Annotated in this window: 19 protein-coding genes; 5 read left to right on the top strand and 14 right to left on the bottom strand. The window is 36.4% G+C overall.

Annotated elements, in window-relative coordinates; all coding sequences use genetic code 11:
* Positions 1–2: 2 nt before the first annotated feature.
* Positions 3–2,438, top strand: a complete 2,436-nt coding sequence (locus SCALIN_RS08650) for a hypothetical protein (protein ID WP_096894102.1) — start codon at positions 3–5, stop codon at positions 2,436–2,438.
* 282 nt (positions 2,439–2,720) lie between these two features.
* Here SCALIN_RS08650 and SCALIN_RS08645 read toward each other — a convergent pair whose 3' ends face one another.
* The 11 genes from SCALIN_RS08645 to SCALIN_RS08595 form a co-directional block, all read right to left on the bottom strand.
* Positions 2,721–5,129 (bottom strand): hybrid sensor histidine kinase/response regulator, encoded by a 2,409-nt coding sequence (locus SCALIN_RS08645; protein ID WP_133111779.1) that lies wholly within the window; start codon positions 5,127–5,129, stop codon positions 2,721–2,723.
* 460 nt (positions 5,130–5,589) lie between these two features.
* Positions 5,590–6,126 carry an Lrp/AsnC family transcriptional regulator gene (locus tag SCALIN_RS08640; protein WP_162532225.1) on the bottom strand — a complete coding sequence of 179 codons (537 nt, stop codon included), beginning with the start codon at positions 6,124–6,126 and terminating at the stop codon, positions 5,590–5,592.
* A gap of 234 nt (positions 6,127–6,360) precedes the next feature.
* Entirely contained in the window at positions 6,361–7,485 is a 1,125-nt protein-coding gene (locus tag SCALIN_RS08635; protein WP_162532224.1) for a cation:proton antiporter, read from the bottom strand.
* Positions 7,486–7,526: 41 nt separating this feature from the next.
* Positions 7,527–8,003 (bottom strand): CBS domain-containing protein, encoded by a 477-nt coding sequence (locus SCALIN_RS08630; RefSeq protein ID WP_096894098.1) that lies wholly within the window; start codon positions 8,001–8,003, stop codon positions 7,527–7,529.
* 201 nt (positions 8,004–8,204) lie between these two features.
* Positions 8,205–8,429 carry a phosphomethylpyrimidine synthase ThiC gene (locus tag SCALIN_RS08625; RefSeq protein WP_304518443.1) on the bottom strand — a complete coding sequence of 75 codons (225 nt, stop codon included), beginning with the start codon at positions 8,427–8,429 and terminating at the stop codon, positions 8,205–8,207.
* A 30-nt stretch (positions 8,430–8,459) separates the two neighbouring features.
* Complete coding sequence (locus tag SCALIN_RS08620) at positions 8,460–8,792, bottom strand: phosphomethylpyrimidine synthase ThiC (RefSeq protein ID WP_203415404.1); 333 nt, start codon at positions 8,790–8,792, stop codon at positions 8,460–8,462.
* Positions 8,752–10,209 carry an ammonium transporter gene (locus tag SCALIN_RS08615; RefSeq protein WP_230406579.1) on the bottom strand — a complete coding sequence of 486 codons (1,458 nt, stop codon included), beginning with the start codon at positions 10,207–10,209 and terminating at the stop codon, positions 8,752–8,754. The genes SCALIN_RS08620 and SCALIN_RS08615 overlap by 41 nt, the downstream gene beginning before the upstream one ends.
* 124 nt (positions 10,210–10,333) lie before the next feature.
* A complete protein-coding gene (locus tag SCALIN_RS08610) occupies positions 10,334–10,786 on the bottom strand; it encodes a CBS domain-containing protein (protein WP_162532223.1) in 453 nt (150 codons plus the stop codon).
* A gap of 150 nt (positions 10,787–10,936) precedes the next feature.
* Positions 10,937–11,305 (bottom strand): response regulator transcription factor, encoded by a 369-nt coding sequence (locus SCALIN_RS08605; protein ID WP_096894094.1) that lies wholly within the window; start codon positions 11,303–11,305, stop codon positions 10,937–10,939.
* A gap of 557 nt (positions 11,306–11,862) precedes the next feature.
* Positions 11,863–12,297, bottom strand: a complete 435-nt coding sequence (locus tag SCALIN_RS08600) for a CBS domain-containing protein (protein WP_096894093.1) — start codon at positions 12,295–12,297, stop codon at positions 11,863–11,865.
* Positions 12,298–12,600: 303 nt separating this feature from the next.
* A complete protein-coding gene (locus tag SCALIN_RS08595) occupies positions 12,601–13,179 on the bottom strand; it encodes an Lcl C-terminal domain-containing protein (protein WP_096894092.1) in 579 nt (192 codons plus the stop codon).
* A gap of 353 nt (positions 13,180–13,532) precedes the next feature.
* Here SCALIN_RS08595 and SCALIN_RS08590 point away from each other — a divergent pair, with 353 nt between their 5' ends.
* Positions 13,533–14,027: a cytochrome c gene (locus tag SCALIN_RS08590; RefSeq protein ID WP_096894091.1), complete on the top strand. Its 495-nt coding sequence runs from the start codon at positions 13,533–13,535 to the stop codon at positions 14,025–14,027.
* Positions 14,028–14,266: 239 nt separating this feature from the next.
* Here the strand turns inward: SCALIN_RS08590 and SCALIN_RS08585 are convergent, their stop codons facing one another.
* Positions 14,267–14,476: a hypothetical protein gene (locus tag SCALIN_RS08585; RefSeq protein ID WP_096894090.1), complete on the bottom strand. Its 210-nt coding sequence runs from the start codon at positions 14,474–14,476 to the stop codon at positions 14,267–14,269.
* A 228-nt stretch (positions 14,477–14,704) separates the two neighbouring features.
* Complete coding sequence (locus SCALIN_RS08580) at positions 14,705–15,172, bottom strand: universal stress protein (RefSeq protein WP_096894089.1); 468 nt, start codon at positions 15,170–15,172, stop codon at positions 14,705–14,707.
* 1,148 nt (positions 15,173–16,320) lie between these two features.
* On the opposite strand from SCALIN_RS08580, the gene SCALIN_RS23875 reads away from it, so the two are divergent.
* From SCALIN_RS23875 to SCALIN_RS22085, 3 genes are all read left to right on the top strand, one after another.
* Positions 16,321–16,482, top strand: a complete 162-nt coding sequence (locus tag SCALIN_RS23875; protein WP_096894087.1) for a MarR family transcriptional regulator — start codon at positions 16,321–16,323, stop codon at positions 16,480–16,482.
* Positions 16,483–16,529: 47 nt separating this feature from the next.
* The gene (locus SCALIN_RS08565) at positions 16,530–16,820 is read left to right on the top strand and encodes a hypothetical protein (protein ID WP_096894086.1); all 291 of its coding nucleotides are present in this window, start codon (positions 16,530–16,532) and stop codon (positions 16,818–16,820) included.
* 687 nt (positions 16,821–17,507) lie between these two features.
* Positions 17,508–17,753: a metallophosphoesterase family protein gene (locus tag SCALIN_RS22085; RefSeq protein ID WP_162532207.1), complete on the top strand. Its 246-nt coding sequence runs from the start codon at positions 17,508–17,510 to the stop codon at positions 17,751–17,753.
* 100 nt (positions 17,754–17,853) lie between these two features.
* Here SCALIN_RS22085 and SCALIN_RS08560 read toward each other — a convergent pair whose 3' ends face one another.
* A complete protein-coding gene (locus tag SCALIN_RS08560; RefSeq protein WP_096894085.1) occupies positions 17,854–18,249 on the bottom strand; it encodes a hypothetical protein in 396 nt (131 codons plus the stop codon).
* Between the last annotated feature and the right edge of the window lie 2 nt (positions 18,250–18,251).

Raw genomic sequence — 18,251 nt, 5'->3', positions numbered from 1 at the left:
TTGTGGGACTTGTTATTACGGGAATTGCTAATGCAACGGAAGAGACAGACACAGGAAAAGATAAGATAGACGCAAAACGCATAATAGAGAGGGCCTGTACTAAATGTCACAACATTAACAGAATTGTATATTCACCAGATAGAGATGTGCGTCATTGGGTACAGATCATTTCGTTTGCCAATCGAAAAGATAAATTTATTACTAAAGAAGAGATGGTCGCAGTAATTGAATGGCTTCAAACCAATCGTAAAGAGCTGAAACCAGCTCCTGTGGATATAGATAAGTTAACAAATGGATTTAATCCTGCCATGAAAGAGTTTCTTGTTAAGAACAAATGTCTTATGTGTCATACCGGAGAGAGAATTCAACAGAAAGCAGGTTTGTTGAGTGTGGAAGAGTGGCAAGGTATTCTATCCAGAATGAAACTAAAAGGGCCTGGTCTTCTTAAAGATACGGATACGGATAAAGCGGCAGAATATTTATCAAATGTTCATACTCAAATACCAGATGACATTGCAGAGAGTGTGAAAGATACTGAAGATAAACTTAATATGGATGAATTAATAGAAGAAGCTTTTTCTGATGAGTTCAATCCCAGACAGATTGTTAATTCTTTCTGCACTAAATGTCATAATATTAATAGAATTGCGTATTCACCAAAAAGAGGAACTAATGATTGGCTTAAGTTATTGTCAAGCCATATTATAATGGATCAAAAAATTAAAAACACTCTGTCTCGTGACGAAATGGTTGCAGTTTGTAACTTCCTTTCTCATAGTAACCAGGAATTAGAACCCTTAGAAGTAGATACAAAAGAATTAACAAAGAACCTGGACCCTGAAACAGGAAATTTGTTAATAAAGAATCATTGTCTGGACTGTCATACGGAAGATAGAATCGTTAAAAAAATAAGCGAATTAAATTCGACAGAATGGGAGCATATTGTTGACCGTATGTACACAAGGGCCCCCGTGCTACTAAAGAATATTGACAAGTACGGTCTTTCAACACATTTGTTTGATCAGTACCTGATGACAATAATAGATAAAGATGCAAAAAAAGGGAAAGGGATATTTAAAGGGTTATATTATAAATATTCCGGATCTGTTGATATCTGGGGTGAAATGAGAGACAACTACGATTTTAATGATGAGACCAGTAACGATACAAGTGCCGCAAGACGACAACAGGGATTTTACGAGGGTAAAGCCATTGTACGCGGAGAGCTTTTTGATCCTGACCGATGGAAGTTACACCTGGCGGTCGGTGGTCATGCACTTCTTGACAGGGGAAGCGTTCCACTTGAAGACAATTATTATAGAAGAGAAGATGATGATGAAGAAACTGATTTTGCACTTGAAGAGTCATGGCTCGAAGTTGCCGTCAACAAGAAGTTCAATATAAACATAAGGGCGGGCATACAGGACTACAAATCTGATCTTATTGGCTCTATATATCATGATACTGACCTGGGTGTGCGCGTTACCGGTTCTTACAAAGGAATTGACTGGAGCCTTTACGGTACTAACAGACTGGAAAATGACCTGCTTTCTGATTTTAACCAGATATCTAGTTTTCGTGATCAGCAAGTTTATATTGCACACCTTCAATTTAATATCGGTAAAACAGTAGTAAAACCATCGATACATTTTAATATTGACGAAGAGGGTGATCATGGGCGCGGACGTGTTGGCAGGGAAGAAGACGTAGAAGCGTTTTACGTTGGTTTTACCACATATGGACCAATAGGTCGAGTAAATCTGCTTACAGGGCTTTATGGAGTGTTTGGAAACCAGGATAATGTCTCATTGGTAGGGGCCATACCGTTGAGAGATCAAAATGTAAGAGCATTTGCCGGTTACATTGACGTTTCGTATCCAATGCTGAATGGAAAGATTACTCCTCATACCGGAGTATTTTATGTCTCAGGTGATAGTGATCCTTTCGACGGTGACGCAACAGGGTTCGATGCAATCTCTGATCATGTGGATGTCTGGGGTTCTAAAGGTTTTATGATAGATGATCGCGTCTCCCTGGGAGCACTGGGTGGCCGTACTTTTATGAGGCATGATAGCCCTTACACTTCACTCAGAGACACAGATGCTAATTCTAACTATGTTAATCCCGGTGCAGTAGCTGTCAATATTGGTTTAGATACAAAACCATTTGATAGACTTTCTTTAGATACAAACTTTACACAATTCTGGTGGAGAGAAACTGATTCCCTTGAGGCGATTCTGGGGGCGTTAGGCGTACCGAATAATCTTGGTAATACATTAGGGTTTGAGGTCAATATGGAAGCAAGTTATAAACTTACGGAAAAATTTAACGTCAACGCGTCCGGGACGATCTATAAGACTAACCAGGATTTAAGGTATGTTTACGGAGATAATGATGTGGCGATCAACATTACTGGTGGAATTCAGTTTAATTTCTGAGTATAAAAATACACAACCCAAACCTTACAGAAATTAATTTCCCATGTTGTATTATATTCAGAAATAATAAAGGTAAGAATACTGATAACGCAGCAGAATAGTTATCAAAATTTCATATTCAAATACCATAGAGTTAGGAGGAAGAATAAAAAACCTAAATTTTATTTGGTTGTAAAAGCAGGCGAAACACTTCTTTATATTTTTTGATTTAGTCTACTGTATTTTTTAGAAATAGCCTATTCTCTGCGATGAGTTCCTGCCAATCTGGATATGTTTTTATTATTATTTACTATCCGCATCAAATGCAATATTTATACATTTAGTTAACTCTGAAAGATCAAAAGGTTTCTTGACAACAAAATCTACTTTCATGTCTTCCATAGAAAAGATTTCTTTTTCTTCCGACCAGCCAGTGATTAGTCCAACCTTAGGCCTTTTATTTAGTGTGTCTAGCATTCTTATTACTTCTCTACCGCTAACCTCTGGCATGACCAGGTCACAGAGCACTATATCAAAGCTTTCACTTTTTAATAATTTGATTGCCTCTTTACCACTGGAAACGCTCTTAACGTTTTGGCCCTCTTGAGAGAGAAATTCGCTTAGCAATTCACATACTGTCTGTTCGTCATCTATAACCAGGATACGTAAATTCATTACTCCTGGCTCGTGTTGTTGTTCTGGCCTTGTAACAAAATCGCAATCCTCCTTGCTTATCGGCAATCGTGTTGTAACTGTGGTACCCACTCCTACTTCACTTTCAACATCTATTTCACCACCATGTCTTTTTATGATACCATAGCAGATACTCATACCTAACCCTGCTCCTATCGGCATCTTAGTCGTGAGAAAAGGGTCAAATATATTCTTTCTTATGTCATCGTACATACCTTCTCCGGTATCTGAAATGCTGAAACATACATTACGTTCCTCATTCCATGTGCTAAAGGATAGATGACCACCTTCAGGCATTGCATCAAGAGAGTTATTAATGATATTTAGTATTACTTGTCTCAATTCTGTACTATCCCCACAGATATTTGATACACTTTTCATACCTTTCTTGTCTATATAATACGTTATTCCGTGGGCCTCGGAAATAGTCTTCCATCTGGGCTTTGATAATTCGATTACTTGTTCAATTAATTTTCTCACATCTAAAGGCGTAAATGTAGTTCCATCCGTTTTATTCATTGTAAAACTTTGCATCCTGTCAACAATTTTAGTACCATCAGTGACACTTTGTAGAATAACTTCAATTTTATCGTATATTTCTTTGTGATCTTCATATTTTTGTTTTAACAAAAGTGAAAAGCCCTTAATTACTGCAAGGATGTTATTAAACTCATGGCTGATTCCAGAGGTCATTACTCCCATGGCTTTTAACTTTTCTGACTGTATTAGTGCCTGCTCTGTTTTCTTGCGTTCCGTGATGTCACGATCAATTCCTCGGTATCCCTTGAATGAGCCATCAGGACTGATTATGGGAACTCCACTGGTTTCCAGTATCACGGTATGACCGTCCTTGTGCAGGTTATGATTCTCCAATCCGGAAAACGACTCCTGTCGTTCGGTAATTTCAATGAACTGCTTTCTAACGCTCTGCTGATCCTCTAATGTCATTATATCAAAAGGAGTTATTCCGATCACCTCACCCGGTTCATAACCAAGGAGTTGATGTACTTGAGGGCTGGCATAGGTATACCGATTATGTTCGTCGGTCTCCCAAATCCAGTCAGTGGTATTTTCTACAAGGCTTCGAAATTTTTCATGTGATTCTTTTAATTCTTCAGACATACCTAAAAGGTACTCATTTGTCATTTCCAGTTCAATGCTGTATGTTAGCGCCATTTCTTTTTCAATAATTCCTTTATGTCGAGGAGAAATAGTTTTATTATAAGCTTTCATTTGAACCGTTGGCATTTCATCAGAAAAGTTATCAATTGAAACGTTTGTATTTTTGCTATCAGTTTTAAAAATATTTCCTGTTACTTCATGTGCCAGAGTTATCTGTTTTATAGCAGGATTAAGGCTAAGAAATAATTGTGCATCCTTTCTGCTTAACTTTTCTCTGGAAAAAATAATAACAGCATATACGTTGGAGGTAGAATAAATTCCACCAAAACCGAATACAGACTTCACAGAATACGGCCTGACAAATTCTGCCTGCTTTGGGATCAGTTTACTGCCATTCGCGTTCTCAACACAAAATATTCCGTACTGCCTATGGTAGTCTTTTATGAGGATGCTTTTGTCTGTCTGTTTCAGATGAGCAGGTTTCAGTCCAATTTCTTCGAAGGCTGCGGATAACATAGGGGTTTTGTCCAGCATATATTCATTAAAAGGAAATGCCTTGAAATTCTCGGAAAGATCTCGGTATTTCCAATTGTCTAACTTTCCAAATGAACCTAAGAGCGTTAAATATTTGTTGTTTAACTTTAAATTTCCTTTCGGGTCTTTAATATGAATATAATTTCTTATATCCTCTGGGAGCCCCTCATAATCGCATGATTTAAAAAACCTGGCTAACACGAAGGGACTCATGCCATCTTCAGTAACAAAAGAATTGTAGAGTGTTTTCATTAGCTCTTGCGCTACTTCTTCAAAAGATGAGAAGTTTATGCATTTTTCTTTAATGTGTTTCGATAGTTTGATTATGTTAGCTATCGACAATTGATTAAAGTTTATTTTCAAAAAAATTAAATCCTTTTGTTTGAATATTTTCTATGGATTACTAATATTATCTGTTTGTTACTCGCAAAATCCATATTTTATTAGATTTTTAAAAGTAGGTAAAACGCCTCTTTACTTTGTTTTGACTTTGTGTATTGTGATTTTCAGAAACGAAAAAGTGGAAATCATAGGCGGCAACTTATGTCCTCCATCTCATTATTCCTATTCACCAATGAAAAAGAATAATATCTATAGATTAGTTAATAAATTAAATTTATCAACTAAAAAACTGTGTTGTAACCGCCAAGAATAGCTGGAGGCTTAGAGCTCTTTTGTGTACTGGAGGTCTTATCAAGGATGTTGTTCAGAAATCCAGAGGTAAAAGGATGGACATATATAAAAAGAGTATTAGTGATGAAAAAAAAATTGAAAAATTATAGTTTATAAAATGATTTTTCTTCCTGCCAAAGAACCTGTATACTCATGTATTAGACTCAATTGTTTTGGTTGCATTATCGTTTATTAGTCCGTTTAGCACATCGAGAAACATTAGCTTTGCTGAAGATTTGATAATGCTTCCTGATGAAAGGACAAAGGTATGCTTGATTTCCACATAATCCCCAAACTCATCCAGGATATTTCTGAAATACGTCTCATATTCCTTAATATTCCTAAATGCATAGATTATAATGTGAGTTATGTCAGTTTCCGGTATTGCATAAGATCTGATAGCGTTTATTGGTTTTAAAACCTTATCCAATTCATTATTTTTAAACTTCTTGAACACACTGGGCAATATCTTTATCATGGTAATTGCATGAATGTCAATACCTAATTTTTCATAATCCAGGTGCAGCTCCTCGGTTCTTATATACTTCTTCTCAAAGAGCTGTTTTCTTATTTTGCCGACACCCTGAGGTGTTAAATCAAGCTTTCCAGAAATCTCCTGATTTGTGGATGACGGATCTTCAGTCAGTAACTTTAGTACATGTTTTTCATTCTTTGTGAGCTTTTTCATGACGCTATTTTCATTTTTTTGTGCGGATTTCATTACTTGTTGAAAAACTTACTAACATGTTATTTCCCTATAAATGTAGCAAATGAAATCACTCCAAACACAGGATTTAATTATAGTATTGAAAACTGGTTTATGCGAACTTTATTTTGGTTAAGAGCTTCCATATAAGTACGGAAAATGTTGCAGGCTGAAAGTAGATAGTAGTGTTATATTTTGAATATTAAAAGGTAAGTTTTAAATATCTCCAGCCTTTGAAAGGGAATAGCGTGTGGCTATTGGCCCCAAAATTTCGTAGATTACAGTTGTAGCAATAATGGTGTTAAGTATGGTTCCACCTGTTTTAGGAAGGTTCGTCCTTGCCATTATGGCAAGTCCGATGGCTACCCCTGCCTGTGCCATAAGGGCAAGCCCCATATACTTCCTTATACTTTGTTCTGTTCCTGCTATAATAGCTCCGGTGTAAGCGCCCGCAATCCTTCCAACAATCCTTGAAATTATATAAACGGAACCAATCAGCCCCAGGGAACTAAGCAATCCTATATTTAGATTCGCACCTGCAAGTACATAAAACATGACATAAAGTGGCCAGTCGACACTATTCACTGTATCAAAAAACCTGAAAGGGGTCTTTCCAATATTTACTAACACTGTACCAAAAAACATGTTTGAGAGAAGGGGTGATAAATGGAAGTATAAGGCAACTCCAGTATTTATGAGTATAGCTCCAAGTATGAAGGTCAACACGTCTTCTCTTCTCTTTAAATAAATTGAAATTTTTGAGGCAATAATGGCTATAATCGAACCCAGTATTACAGAAAGAAATATTTTACCCGCAGCCTTTACAGTTACTGCCATAATAATCCATTCAGAAAATTGGCCAATCTGAAGAACCTGTGCTATAGCAAGAGATACAGAAAAGATTATTATCCCCCAGGCATCATCAATAGCTACAGTACCAAGTAATACATCAGTAAACAGGCCTCTTGCCCTGTACTGTCTTATTACCATCATTGTTGTTGCAGGTGCAGTTGCTGTAGATATTGCTCCAAACAGAAGAGAGATATGAAATGGCTGGTGTGCCACGTAATATATGCCCAATGTTACACAAATCAACGTTGCAACGGTTACCGCAATTGATACGAATAAAACCACCTTCCCTATCCTTTTGAAGTTTTCGATAGAAAAGTTTTTACCAATATGAAATGCTATAAATCCAAGCACTATGTTAGAAAAGAGTTCAGAAGATGCGATCAGGCCTTCACCGGTCACATTTAAGGCAAAGGGGCCAAGGAGAATACCAAGGAGTATATATGACGTTATGGCTGGGATTTTAAGATAGCTGATAATCTTTTCTGCCACAAGTGCTCCAACCAGCACAATTCCCAGGCAGAGGATTGTATTCATTCAATAATGTTCCTTTCCTTGAAAAGCGCAATTATTATATCAAAGAGGGTGATAAACCCTACAAGTTCCCTGCCTCTTGTTACTGCTGGTACTCTCTGGATATTGTGGAGCTTCATCAGTTTTCTTGCATCGGCTATTGTTTCACTATCTTCAATAGTTACCACATTGACATTCATTATGTCCGAAACCGTTACCGTAGTTCCCAGCTCCTCAGGAAGGTCCATTTCTAATATATCTTCTTCCTCTGTATTGTATAGATGCGTAGATTTGAGTAATTTATCCAGCACAGGATTATGAGGAAGGCATACCTTCATAATGTCCTCTGAACTGACAACCCCTAAAACTTTTTTCTCATTGTCAATGACAGGTAGAGTATGGAAATTATACTTTCGAAATTTGGCTATAAGCTGGATCAAGTTTTCATTTTTACGTATAGTTATGACATCTATACTCATTACATCTTTTACAAACATTTTTGCCCTTTATATATGTTGCTATTAATAAAAAACCATGTGAGAACTCCTTTCAACCACTGACACCTCTTATTGAAAAATTGTGTCATTTCAGCGTCAATTCTACTCATTATGACTCTCTCGTTCGTCAAATATAAATTATATACCAACATAATAATTCTTTGGATCTCTTGAATTTATCCACTTACTAATACACAATTCTTAAATTTGTAAAGCTGCAGAGTAGTTTTTTTTTCTGCTATCCTTCAGGTCATCTTCATAATATTCCATCACACCTTTTAACGAGAAGACCGAGCTGCACATTGTGCATGTCTCATCTTCGATAGGCGGCCTGTTTTTCCTGATCTCCTCAGTTTTTTCTGAAGTGATAGCAGTTTCAAACTGGGTTTTCCAGTCAAGGTCTCTCCTGGCAATTCCCATTTTCAAATCCTGGGTTTTTTACTTTATCCTTAAGTTTCACCATATCTCCAACGTAATCATATTTATACCACAGTGAATAGCCATAAAGCCGATTCCATCCTGTGCCTGCCGCTCAATAATCTCAAAAAGAAAATCAGACTCCATCTTTACAACAGAACCTTTCTTTTCAATAGTCTCCATTGCTACCTGGTAAAGAGGCACAGTCCCAACCGTTAAACTGATTGAGTCAAGAACCCTTCGCCTTATCTCACCTAAGTCACCACCGGTAGAAAGCTCCATCAGGGTATCAGCACCGGCTTTCTCAGCAACCTTTTTTGCTAAAGGCTCTTTACAATATGCCCCTATCTCTGTGAGCGGTCTCTTCTTCATCAGCCGTGCCAAATAGTGGTGTAATTTCATCTTGCGCTGGATAACACGGAGAGCCATGTAAATGTATGTCAACGCCTTCGTGTTCAACCAGTTCAGAGACACGCAGGCCCATGGTTATCTTGAGTAGCCAGAATATTAATGCTCCAGTACTTAACCCCCAGGCCATAGCAACCAGAACACCGATAAGCTGGGCTTTAAGCTGTTCAATAGAACCTGTAATACAACCTCTTATGCCGCCATACGTACCGTCAGCAAATATCCCAACCGCAATCATTCCCCATATACCATTTGCACCATGTACAGCAACTGCACCAAGAGGATCATCAACTTTCAGTTTTGTTTCTACAAATATTACAGTGCCCCACATAATCATTCCCGACACAACACCAATCGCTATGGCAGCCCATGGAGGAATATATGCGCATGCGCCAGTTACACCCACCAAACCAGCAAGCGCACCGTTACAGGCAAGGCCAATATCAGCAAACTCGAAGATTATATATGATACAAATATTACTATAGTTGCACCAGCAGCAGCTCCCAGAAATGTATTAGTAGCTATAACTGAAATCCTGAGATCTGTTGCGCCAAGTGTACTGCCCGCATTAAAAGCGAACCATCCAAATGCCAGAAATAGTGTGCCGAGAACTACTAAATTAATGTTGTGTCCCGGGATGGCATTTGACGAGCCATCAGGGTTGAATTTATTCATTCTTGGGCCGAGAACCCAGGCGCCTGTCAGAGCAAGCATTCCTCCCACAGTATGAATAACTGCTGCTCCCGCAAAATCCACACAGCCAGCACCATAGGGTAAAGAACTTAGCCACCCTCCACCCCAGATCCAATGTCCGTATATAGGATAGATTGCTCCGCAGACACAAGTGCTGTAGATTAAATAAGGAACAAACTTCATCCGTTCTGCCACAGCGCCTGCAATAATGGTAACTGCTTTGGTGGCAAATACCATCTGGAAGAGCCAGAGCATAACCGTTTCTACATCATAGCTTCCGGAAGAGAGGAAGAATCCGCTAAATCCTATAAAGGCATTGCCTTTTTCAAGTCCTGGTGCAGCTTCGGAGCCACCAAACATAAGGGCAAAACCAACGACCCAGAAGACGATTGCACCGAGAGTTCCATCTATAAAACAGTGTGCTATGTATCCCAGCATATTTTTAGTCTGTAAAAATCCACCAAGCATTGCAAAGCCTGCTTGCATTGAAAACACCAGAAATGCGGCAACAAGTGTCCATGTGAAATTTATAGAATAGCCTAGCCTCTCAATGCTGCCATCGGACCCATAGTTTAGGGTACCACTTGGGTCACCCGCTATAACTAGTCTGGCGCCGAAATATACCAGACATGATACACACATAATAAAATATACAATACTCAACCACCTTGGCTTATTGCCATTCATACTTCATTTTCCTTTCCTTGTGTTTTCTTATACGAACAGTATATATTCATCTCTCATTAGTTTACTACCATGTTGAGCCCTTAGGTAGGAATTTTGGTTTTGATTGACCGCTTTGCAGATTTATTCATTTAATAATATTCATCACCTTAAAAATTGAAATTATTATGTCAAATAGGGTAATAAATCCTACCAGAGTATTGTCCTTTATTACTGGTAACTGAGAAAGACCACTACGCTGCATCAGTGTTCTTACTTCGATTAGCGTTGCATTTTCGTTAACTGCTACAACATTAGTATCCATTATGTCTGAAACCCTTACCGTAGACCCCATGTCCTCTTGGAATCCATATTCCATAACAGCACTTTGTGTGGTACTGCATGTACTTGATGATTTCTTCAGCTCTTTAAGAGCAGAATCATGATGAAATATTTTCATGAGGTCCTCGTAGCTGACAATTCCAAGTACCTTGCTATTACTGTCTGTGACAGGAAGGGTATGAAAATTGTACTTGATAAATTTGGCAGTAAGCTGATCCAGGCTTTCATCCTCACTTACAGTTACAACATTCTTTTTCATTATGTCTTTTACTCTCATTATCGTCTTTCTACATATGTTTAAAAAATAGGAAGTAGCAAAGTTTGGCTTCTTCTGGCATTGCATGTTCGAGGCCTGGAAAGGATAGAAGCAACCTGAAATCGTTTAATCGTGTGAATTTGTTGAAGTATATTACTCGGCTTTAATAACTTCTCTTATCTGCTTTAATAAATGAGAAAGATCAAATGGCTTTCTGGCAATAAAATCGACATCCAGGTCTCCATTATTTATAGACATGATCTTTCCGCTCCAGCATGTAATTATACCTATCCCTGGTCTTTTCTTTAACTTGTTAAGGTTTTGTATTACGTCATAATTATATACTTCCGGCGCAGCCCAATCGCATAACACCAGATCAAAGCGTTCTTTTCTTAATACTTTTTTTGCTACAGATCCATTGTCAACAACCTTAACTTTATATCCTTCTCTTGAAAAAAAAATATGCAGCACATCACGTCGTTCTTTTTCACCATCTATCACCATAATTTTTGGCTTTTGCATTTTCTTCTAACCTGAAGTTGAAATTGCTTAGCGTCCATACCTGCTTATTTCATATTGATTCATCTTCACTGAGGAAGAGTATTCGTTTGCAATTTGGACAGTGTTAAAGTTTGTTGACGCCTTTAAGGACATTCCGGGTTTGGAGTGTTGCATTCATAATACAACCGCTGCAAGCTTTACCTGTTGCTTGAGTAGTTGGACTGCCTTCATTACTGTCTGACAAACGTTTGTAATGATACAGGATTATATCATTAGAATGATTTGCATACTCAATCTTTTCATTATGTGATTAAACCAGATATTTTATCAGTATTCTCCACACCCTCTCAATCCTTACCTTCAATGATTGAACCTGATATATTGAATCATGAAAACCAAGACATTTTTTTTCTGAAGGAAATCACTAAAAAAAGTATTAATGAAGGTACAAGTATCAGCGCTGCTGTTACAATCAGGCATAACACCGGCATCCCCATTACACGTTCTTGATAATTAGAAGGTGCTTTATTCTTAGCTTCTTTTTTAAGGTTCATATCATTGATAGTTTTTAATGTTCTCTAAAACCCACCTGAAATAAAGGTTTCAAGATTTTGTATTTTAAACTCTTTTTCCGCTATGGTTTGTTTTAAAATATCTCCAATACTGATAATACCAACCAGCTTTTCTCCGTCTAATACTGGCAAATGACGTGTACGTTTCTCCGTCATTAATGCCGTGCATTCATCTATAGTTTGTTCAGGGCGTACATGGCATATCATAGTCGTCATTAATTGATTTACTTTCATATCCATTGATATCTTCTGGTCGATTACAGCCTTTCGTACTAAATCACGCTCTGAAAACATACCAACCGCTTTTCCTTCTTTTACTACAATCAGCGCTCCAATATTTTTATCTGCCATGACTTTGAGTGCATAATACAAAGTGCGTTCAGGTGTTACGGTAAAAATCCCACCATCCTTATCATTCAGAATCTGTTTTACAGTAATCATAATATTTATTTCCTCACTTTTTATATATACTTTTTTTCTGTGGTTTAATACACATTCATTTGTTGCTAATAGTTTTTCAGAATTTTAAGTTTTGCATTGAAATTTCAGCCGCCCGTAATAGTTGTCTATTGAACAAAATGCCAGAATTTATCACTATAAGAGGCGTCTCGTCGAAGGGTAACTTAGTCGAGATTACCTATCAAATAATAAAATTCTTGTACCCTCTCCAGGAGGTCATATATGATGCAATTTGATCACAAACGATCTTCGATACGGGCGGCTCAGTAAAATCACAAATCCATATCAGTAAAATGAACGTACAGGACGAGAGTAATGGCCGTAATAAATGTTATAATTTCGTACACAGCCTGTTGAGAAGTTTACGCACCAAACACTATGTGCACTATAATGATCACAAGTCCATATACTCTTTTGTTGTTCATCAAATACCGGGTCGATAAATAGATCAGTATTCTTATTCTTCGACTTCAATAATGATGCTGCTTCTGCTGCAGTGGGTAATCGCCAATCAGAATATCCAGCGTACTCATTCTGGTTTAATTTTTCTTTCCAGTTCCATTCTTTATTCAAGTCCATTTTTTCCAAAGAGCCCGACTGGTGCCATATCAGTTTTGTGGTATGGTCGATAACAACCTTATCTCTATTTATTGTTTTCAATTCAAAATCGTTAGAAAAATTCCTTGTTTCGTTTCTAAAGCGATTAAAAAAGTTGTATTTCTTCAGTATTCTTTCTATATCCTCTTTAGTACAGTTTTCGTAAGACGAACGCAGTTTTAAACGTTGTGTTTTCAAATTATGTTGATTAGCGTGTGTATTTGCTGCCAAATAGTTACTCTTTCTTTCTCTTGTAAGTATATCCATACGCTTTCCTTATAGTTTCGTATTGAAACTATTTGTCCTTTGTATTGTTTTCAGTATTTTTATACGAATATAAATGTATTTTGTAGTTTATAATAGTAATATTTATTGCAATTGTCAACTTGCAATATACAATATATTATAAAAATATCATAATATTGAAACTGCGTTGTTTACTGCGTTGTTTATTATTAGAGCAGGTCAATTGTGTTGAAAAATAAAAATTCGGAATTCGTATTATATTTTTAACAGAAATCTGAAAGGGGTAATGTATGAAATGACTAAATCAACGATGCAATGAGATGTATGTGATTAATAGTCTATTACTATATTATTTAGAAAAGGAGATATGTTAAATGAAGACGATAAAAAAAATAAGTATAACTTTACTTTGCATATTAGTTATTACAACAAGCGCAATATCATATGTTTCAAAAAATAGAAATGTGTTTGGAGGAGAAATTGATGTGCATGGTTCTGTAGTTACTAGAGCAATTATGGGACAAATAGGCCTTCATATGGCCGAAATAATGGATGCAATATTAAAAGGAGATTCTGCTACAGTTACCAAGGAAGCCAAAAAAATCGCAGAAATCAGTGGAAGCATAATGAACGAGTTCTTTCCAAAGGATGGTCAGGTTGGAAGGAAATTCAAAGTATCTGACAAGTCCATGAAGGAGAAATTTGAAAAATTTGTACAGATAATTTTTGATAACTCAAGAAATATGGTAGCCACGTCTAAAGAGGGAGATCTTTCTGGGGCCTATGAAAGTTTTGATGATTTGTTCAGAAACGCATGTCTTGCCTGTCATAAAACTACACGTGATGACTGGTTGGACTTGGTACCATAGTGGTTATTCATTTGTATCAGCTAGCGCATGTATTCTTTTTATGCATGCGTTAGCTATTTCGTTCGGAATCATCTCAATATGGCAGGATACCGGATTTGCCTTCTCGCAAGGCATGTGGAATTCCACATGATCCGATTTGTCAAGTAATCAACTGCGAAGGAATGTGTTCTAATAATTCAGTGCACCCAGTTGTAAAGCTTTTTGAATGATCCATTAAAAATTACATTCTAAAGACTTGCCTATTGTTCTTTTCTTTCAATACTAACGGTTGGTTTGCTTCGAATATACCATACAAGTGCCATTATCCACCAACAATGCCCTATATCCAGCCTGAAAGAAATGCCGCCGCTGGCATTGAATCTCTGTGTGTACGTACCCTGAAACCATTTCATACCAACTACTAAACTTGCTTCCGGAGTTTCCAGTAAAATGTGATAATGGTTTTTCATGAGAACATAAGTATGAATAACTCAACCTGTCCTTGCGTATACTTCCGTTAGGGTTTAAAAAAAGTTTACGGTCTATATCATCGCGGTAAATCTCCTCCCGTCTGTTTCCTCGACACATTACATGATACACTGCTCCGTCGTATTCAATTCGCGGCTTCCCTGGCATAAATAAAAACGTAGCAATATCAAGAAACACTATCAATGCTTATATGCGATGACTGACCCTGATCATGGTAATACAAATTCGTGTTCAGGATGTTTTATCGTTAAAACCGGGCATGGAGCCATTTGTACAACCTTTTCCGCCAGGCTCCCCATAAGCATGTGAGAAATTCCTTTTCTACCGTGTGAAGCCATTGTTAGCAAGTCAATATTGAATTTTTTCACACATTTGAGAATTTCCTTAAGCGGCCCCCCTTGTACAATAATATTTTCAATCTCTAGCTCTTTTGCATATCTCTCTGGTATTAATTGTTCCATTGATTTTTTTGCTTTTGCTTCCATTCTTTCAAAACTTGGAGGAGTAACAGATTCTCCATCTTCACCGAATACAACCGGGGAATCAGGATTTGGAATTACGTGCATAACGAACAGCTTTGCCTTGTGTTCAGATGCAAAAGTGAGTGCATACTTTAAGGCATGTTCCGCAGTGGAAGAAAAGTCTGTAGGGAATAATATTCTTTCTAATTTAATCATATCTTTCTCCTTGAATAATTTTATTTAACTAAAATAGAATAATTCTTCAGAATGTAAATATACTGCATGTGCATTCTTTTTTTACATTCTAAAACGGCCACTTGATATCACCATTATCTTTAAGCACTTTTATTAATGCTTATTAACACGCCCTCTTGTAACAATCATCCAGATAATTCCAACAGTAACCGAAAAATCTCCCAAGGCCGTGATGATGAGGCTTGGATTGTTAACTGTATGTTCATAAGCGAGCATAGCCGTCCCTGTTAAGATTAAATAAAAAGGAAACCTATACTTTTTCGTGGTTTCTTCAACTTCAAACGAGTGCATGCATTTTGTACATTTTACTTCCATAATTCCACCCTTTCTCTTGGTATATTATTGCTAAAAGCTATATGTAGACACGATAGTCATTGAGTTGGCCCGGCACTGTTATGTATGATACAAAATATGAGAATGTCTTTTCCTTGGAATATCCTAACCCAAAGGGAGCGCGTATTGAATCAAGATACATACTTGGAATAAGACCCTCTAACCTTCGCCTCACGTATGCAGAAGACGAAATTTGTACAGATACATCACTTGTGCCGGGCGATAATTAGCAACAGCATCAAATCTAGTTATTTTGTTTTGTACAAAATCTAACATGATATACATGCTCGTTTGTTGCTTTAGTTTCTATATGAAACATAAAATAATACAAAGTTTATTATGGCAACAATAGTATAAAATTAAAAAAATTAATAAGTTTGAAGATAATGAGAACGTATTTCGTGCTAAAAATGCCAATTGTTACAGGCTTATGGTTGAAAACCGACAGCTTTTACTTTCGAGCGCAACAGCGGCAATTCTATATTAAAGAAAAAAAAGCGTTTACATTGGGCTTTCTTCAAATTATTTACCGTTATATTCTTGTTCGTGTAATGTTTAAGTCGATATAAATATGTAACATATCAACAGCAATTCATAACGTAACTACTTTAATCAAAACATAATATATCTGATCTTAATGATATGGTAATCCAAGCCTTACTCGTGCCGTCAGTAATCGGCACATTTTTTGCTTGAATTCAAATATTGGTCAATTATTCACATGATGGCTCATTTGAAAAAACTTTTAACATTTAACCTGATATAACTATCTCATTATGAAACTATCCCCTAATGAAAGATTTACGCTTAGCCTACTTGTTCAAAATCCAGATTTGACAAATAACGACATATCAGAATCACTTGAAATAACGTCACAGGGTGTAAGCAAAATTATAAAAAGCTTGTTGCTAAAGGGCTTATTGAAAGCCAGGAATTAAATCTGGATTATAAAAAACTGGATATAAACATACAGGTAATTGCTTTAATGAAGATATTACCTGGCGTATATAAAAAGTATAAGAAAAAGGAACTTGATAATCTTATTAGACCTGCAATTGCAATAAAGTCATATGCTATACGAAAAACAGACATAACTCATATTATAATCTATGCGTTCACAAACATTAAAGAGTATGACAAGTACTTTAGGGATATCTTAGAAAAATTTGGAAATAACGTTGAGATAAAAGACTCCTTTATTCTATCATCAGAAAGCATAATTAAATCATCATCAAAGGATATGTTCTTAAATGTTCTGGAGAAGATGAGCGCATAAGAGTAAATACAAAAATATTTTGTTGAAGAAACAAACATCTAATTGAATAAGTGACTCCAGAGCTTTGCCTTTTATTAAAACTCTCAAAAATTATATCTAACACCAAAGTATTCTTCTTTGCTTCATTTCTTTATATGTTCATTAATGTAATCAAGATCATCACCAATAGCAAGTAACTTTTCAACCGCTTTTCAACTATTTTTACGTTTGTCTTCTAATGTTGTCGTTATGCTCCGTTGGTACTCTCTTCAAGCATCACACACACTCTCTCTTGTTGTATGTAAATTAATTAATCACTGCTTCAAAACAATGCTAACATTCAAAACCTGAGTTAAGTTCCTTGCATTCATTAATAAACGATAAATTTTGCATTTGATGAATTTGGGTACATGAACACTTATTAAAAAAAATTGACAACTATGAGCACAGTTACTATTACAAACTATTCAGTATATATTTGGCTCCAAATGAAACAAATATGCATTAATAAGGCAATATAATTAATTAATAGAGTGTTTAACATAATATTATGTGATGAATTCTATTTTATTAAATTACAGCATATTAAATTCAAAGATAACATTTGCCGGGTACACACATAAACCAGCGGCATATTTGTATACAAAACACAAAAGAGACGTGCACGCTTCCGTCTTTATCCCTACAGACCAATTCGATAAAAAGCTCATGTTGCAAGAACGACAGTCTGTGGAGAGGTTGGAAACATTTGATATTTCCTTGAGTCCAGGCCAACGTTACTACATCAATCCAGGTTCCGTTGATCAGCCACGAGACGTTATCCCTATGGCTTCTTACAAGATTTATGATACGGAAACAAAGAAAGTTTATATTGAAAAAGCAGAGTACAACCATGAAGTGGTTAGAAAAAAATCCTTGAAGCAGGCCTTCCTTTTGACCTTGCTTATCGTATAGTATCAGGGATTTAAAGAAATTGTCAAAATGCCTGCAGAAGCTACAAAATAATTTCTCCTGAGACAGGTACTTGCCTTGTTACCCAAATTCCTGTCTGTTTTTACCCGCTACAACATGATAAGAGTTTTTTATCAATAGATTTTAGTATTTTTTTCTGATTTTTTGTTAGAGCAACAGTTCGTGTTAATCTAAACCCTTCCATTATATCTCTTATATAGACTATGTATAAAGAGTTTAATTCCCTAAGATTCTTCTCTTTCTGTTCATTATAACAGATTAATAACTTACCCTTAATTCCTCCTGTTGTATAGTGTCTTGGGAAAATGTATAGAAGACCGTCTTGTTCGTTTTTATTCTTTGTTTTATGTCCGTTAATTTCCCTTTGCAAACCAGCTTTATCAGAAGTAACGAATACTGGATTCTCACTTTTTATTATAGACCACCTTTTCTTTTGCAAAATATTGGCAAGAAACACTGCATCAGATTGAATAGCCAAAG

The sequence above is a fragment of the Candidatus Scalindua japonica genome (genome assembly GCF_002443295.1).
GTDB classification, from domain to species: domain Bacteria; phylum Planctomycetota; class Brocadiia; order Brocadiales; family Scalinduaceae; genus Scalindua; species Scalindua japonica.
The sequence above is the reverse complement of the archived record's forward strand: the minus strand, read 5'-3'. Positions and strand labels throughout refer to the sequence as shown.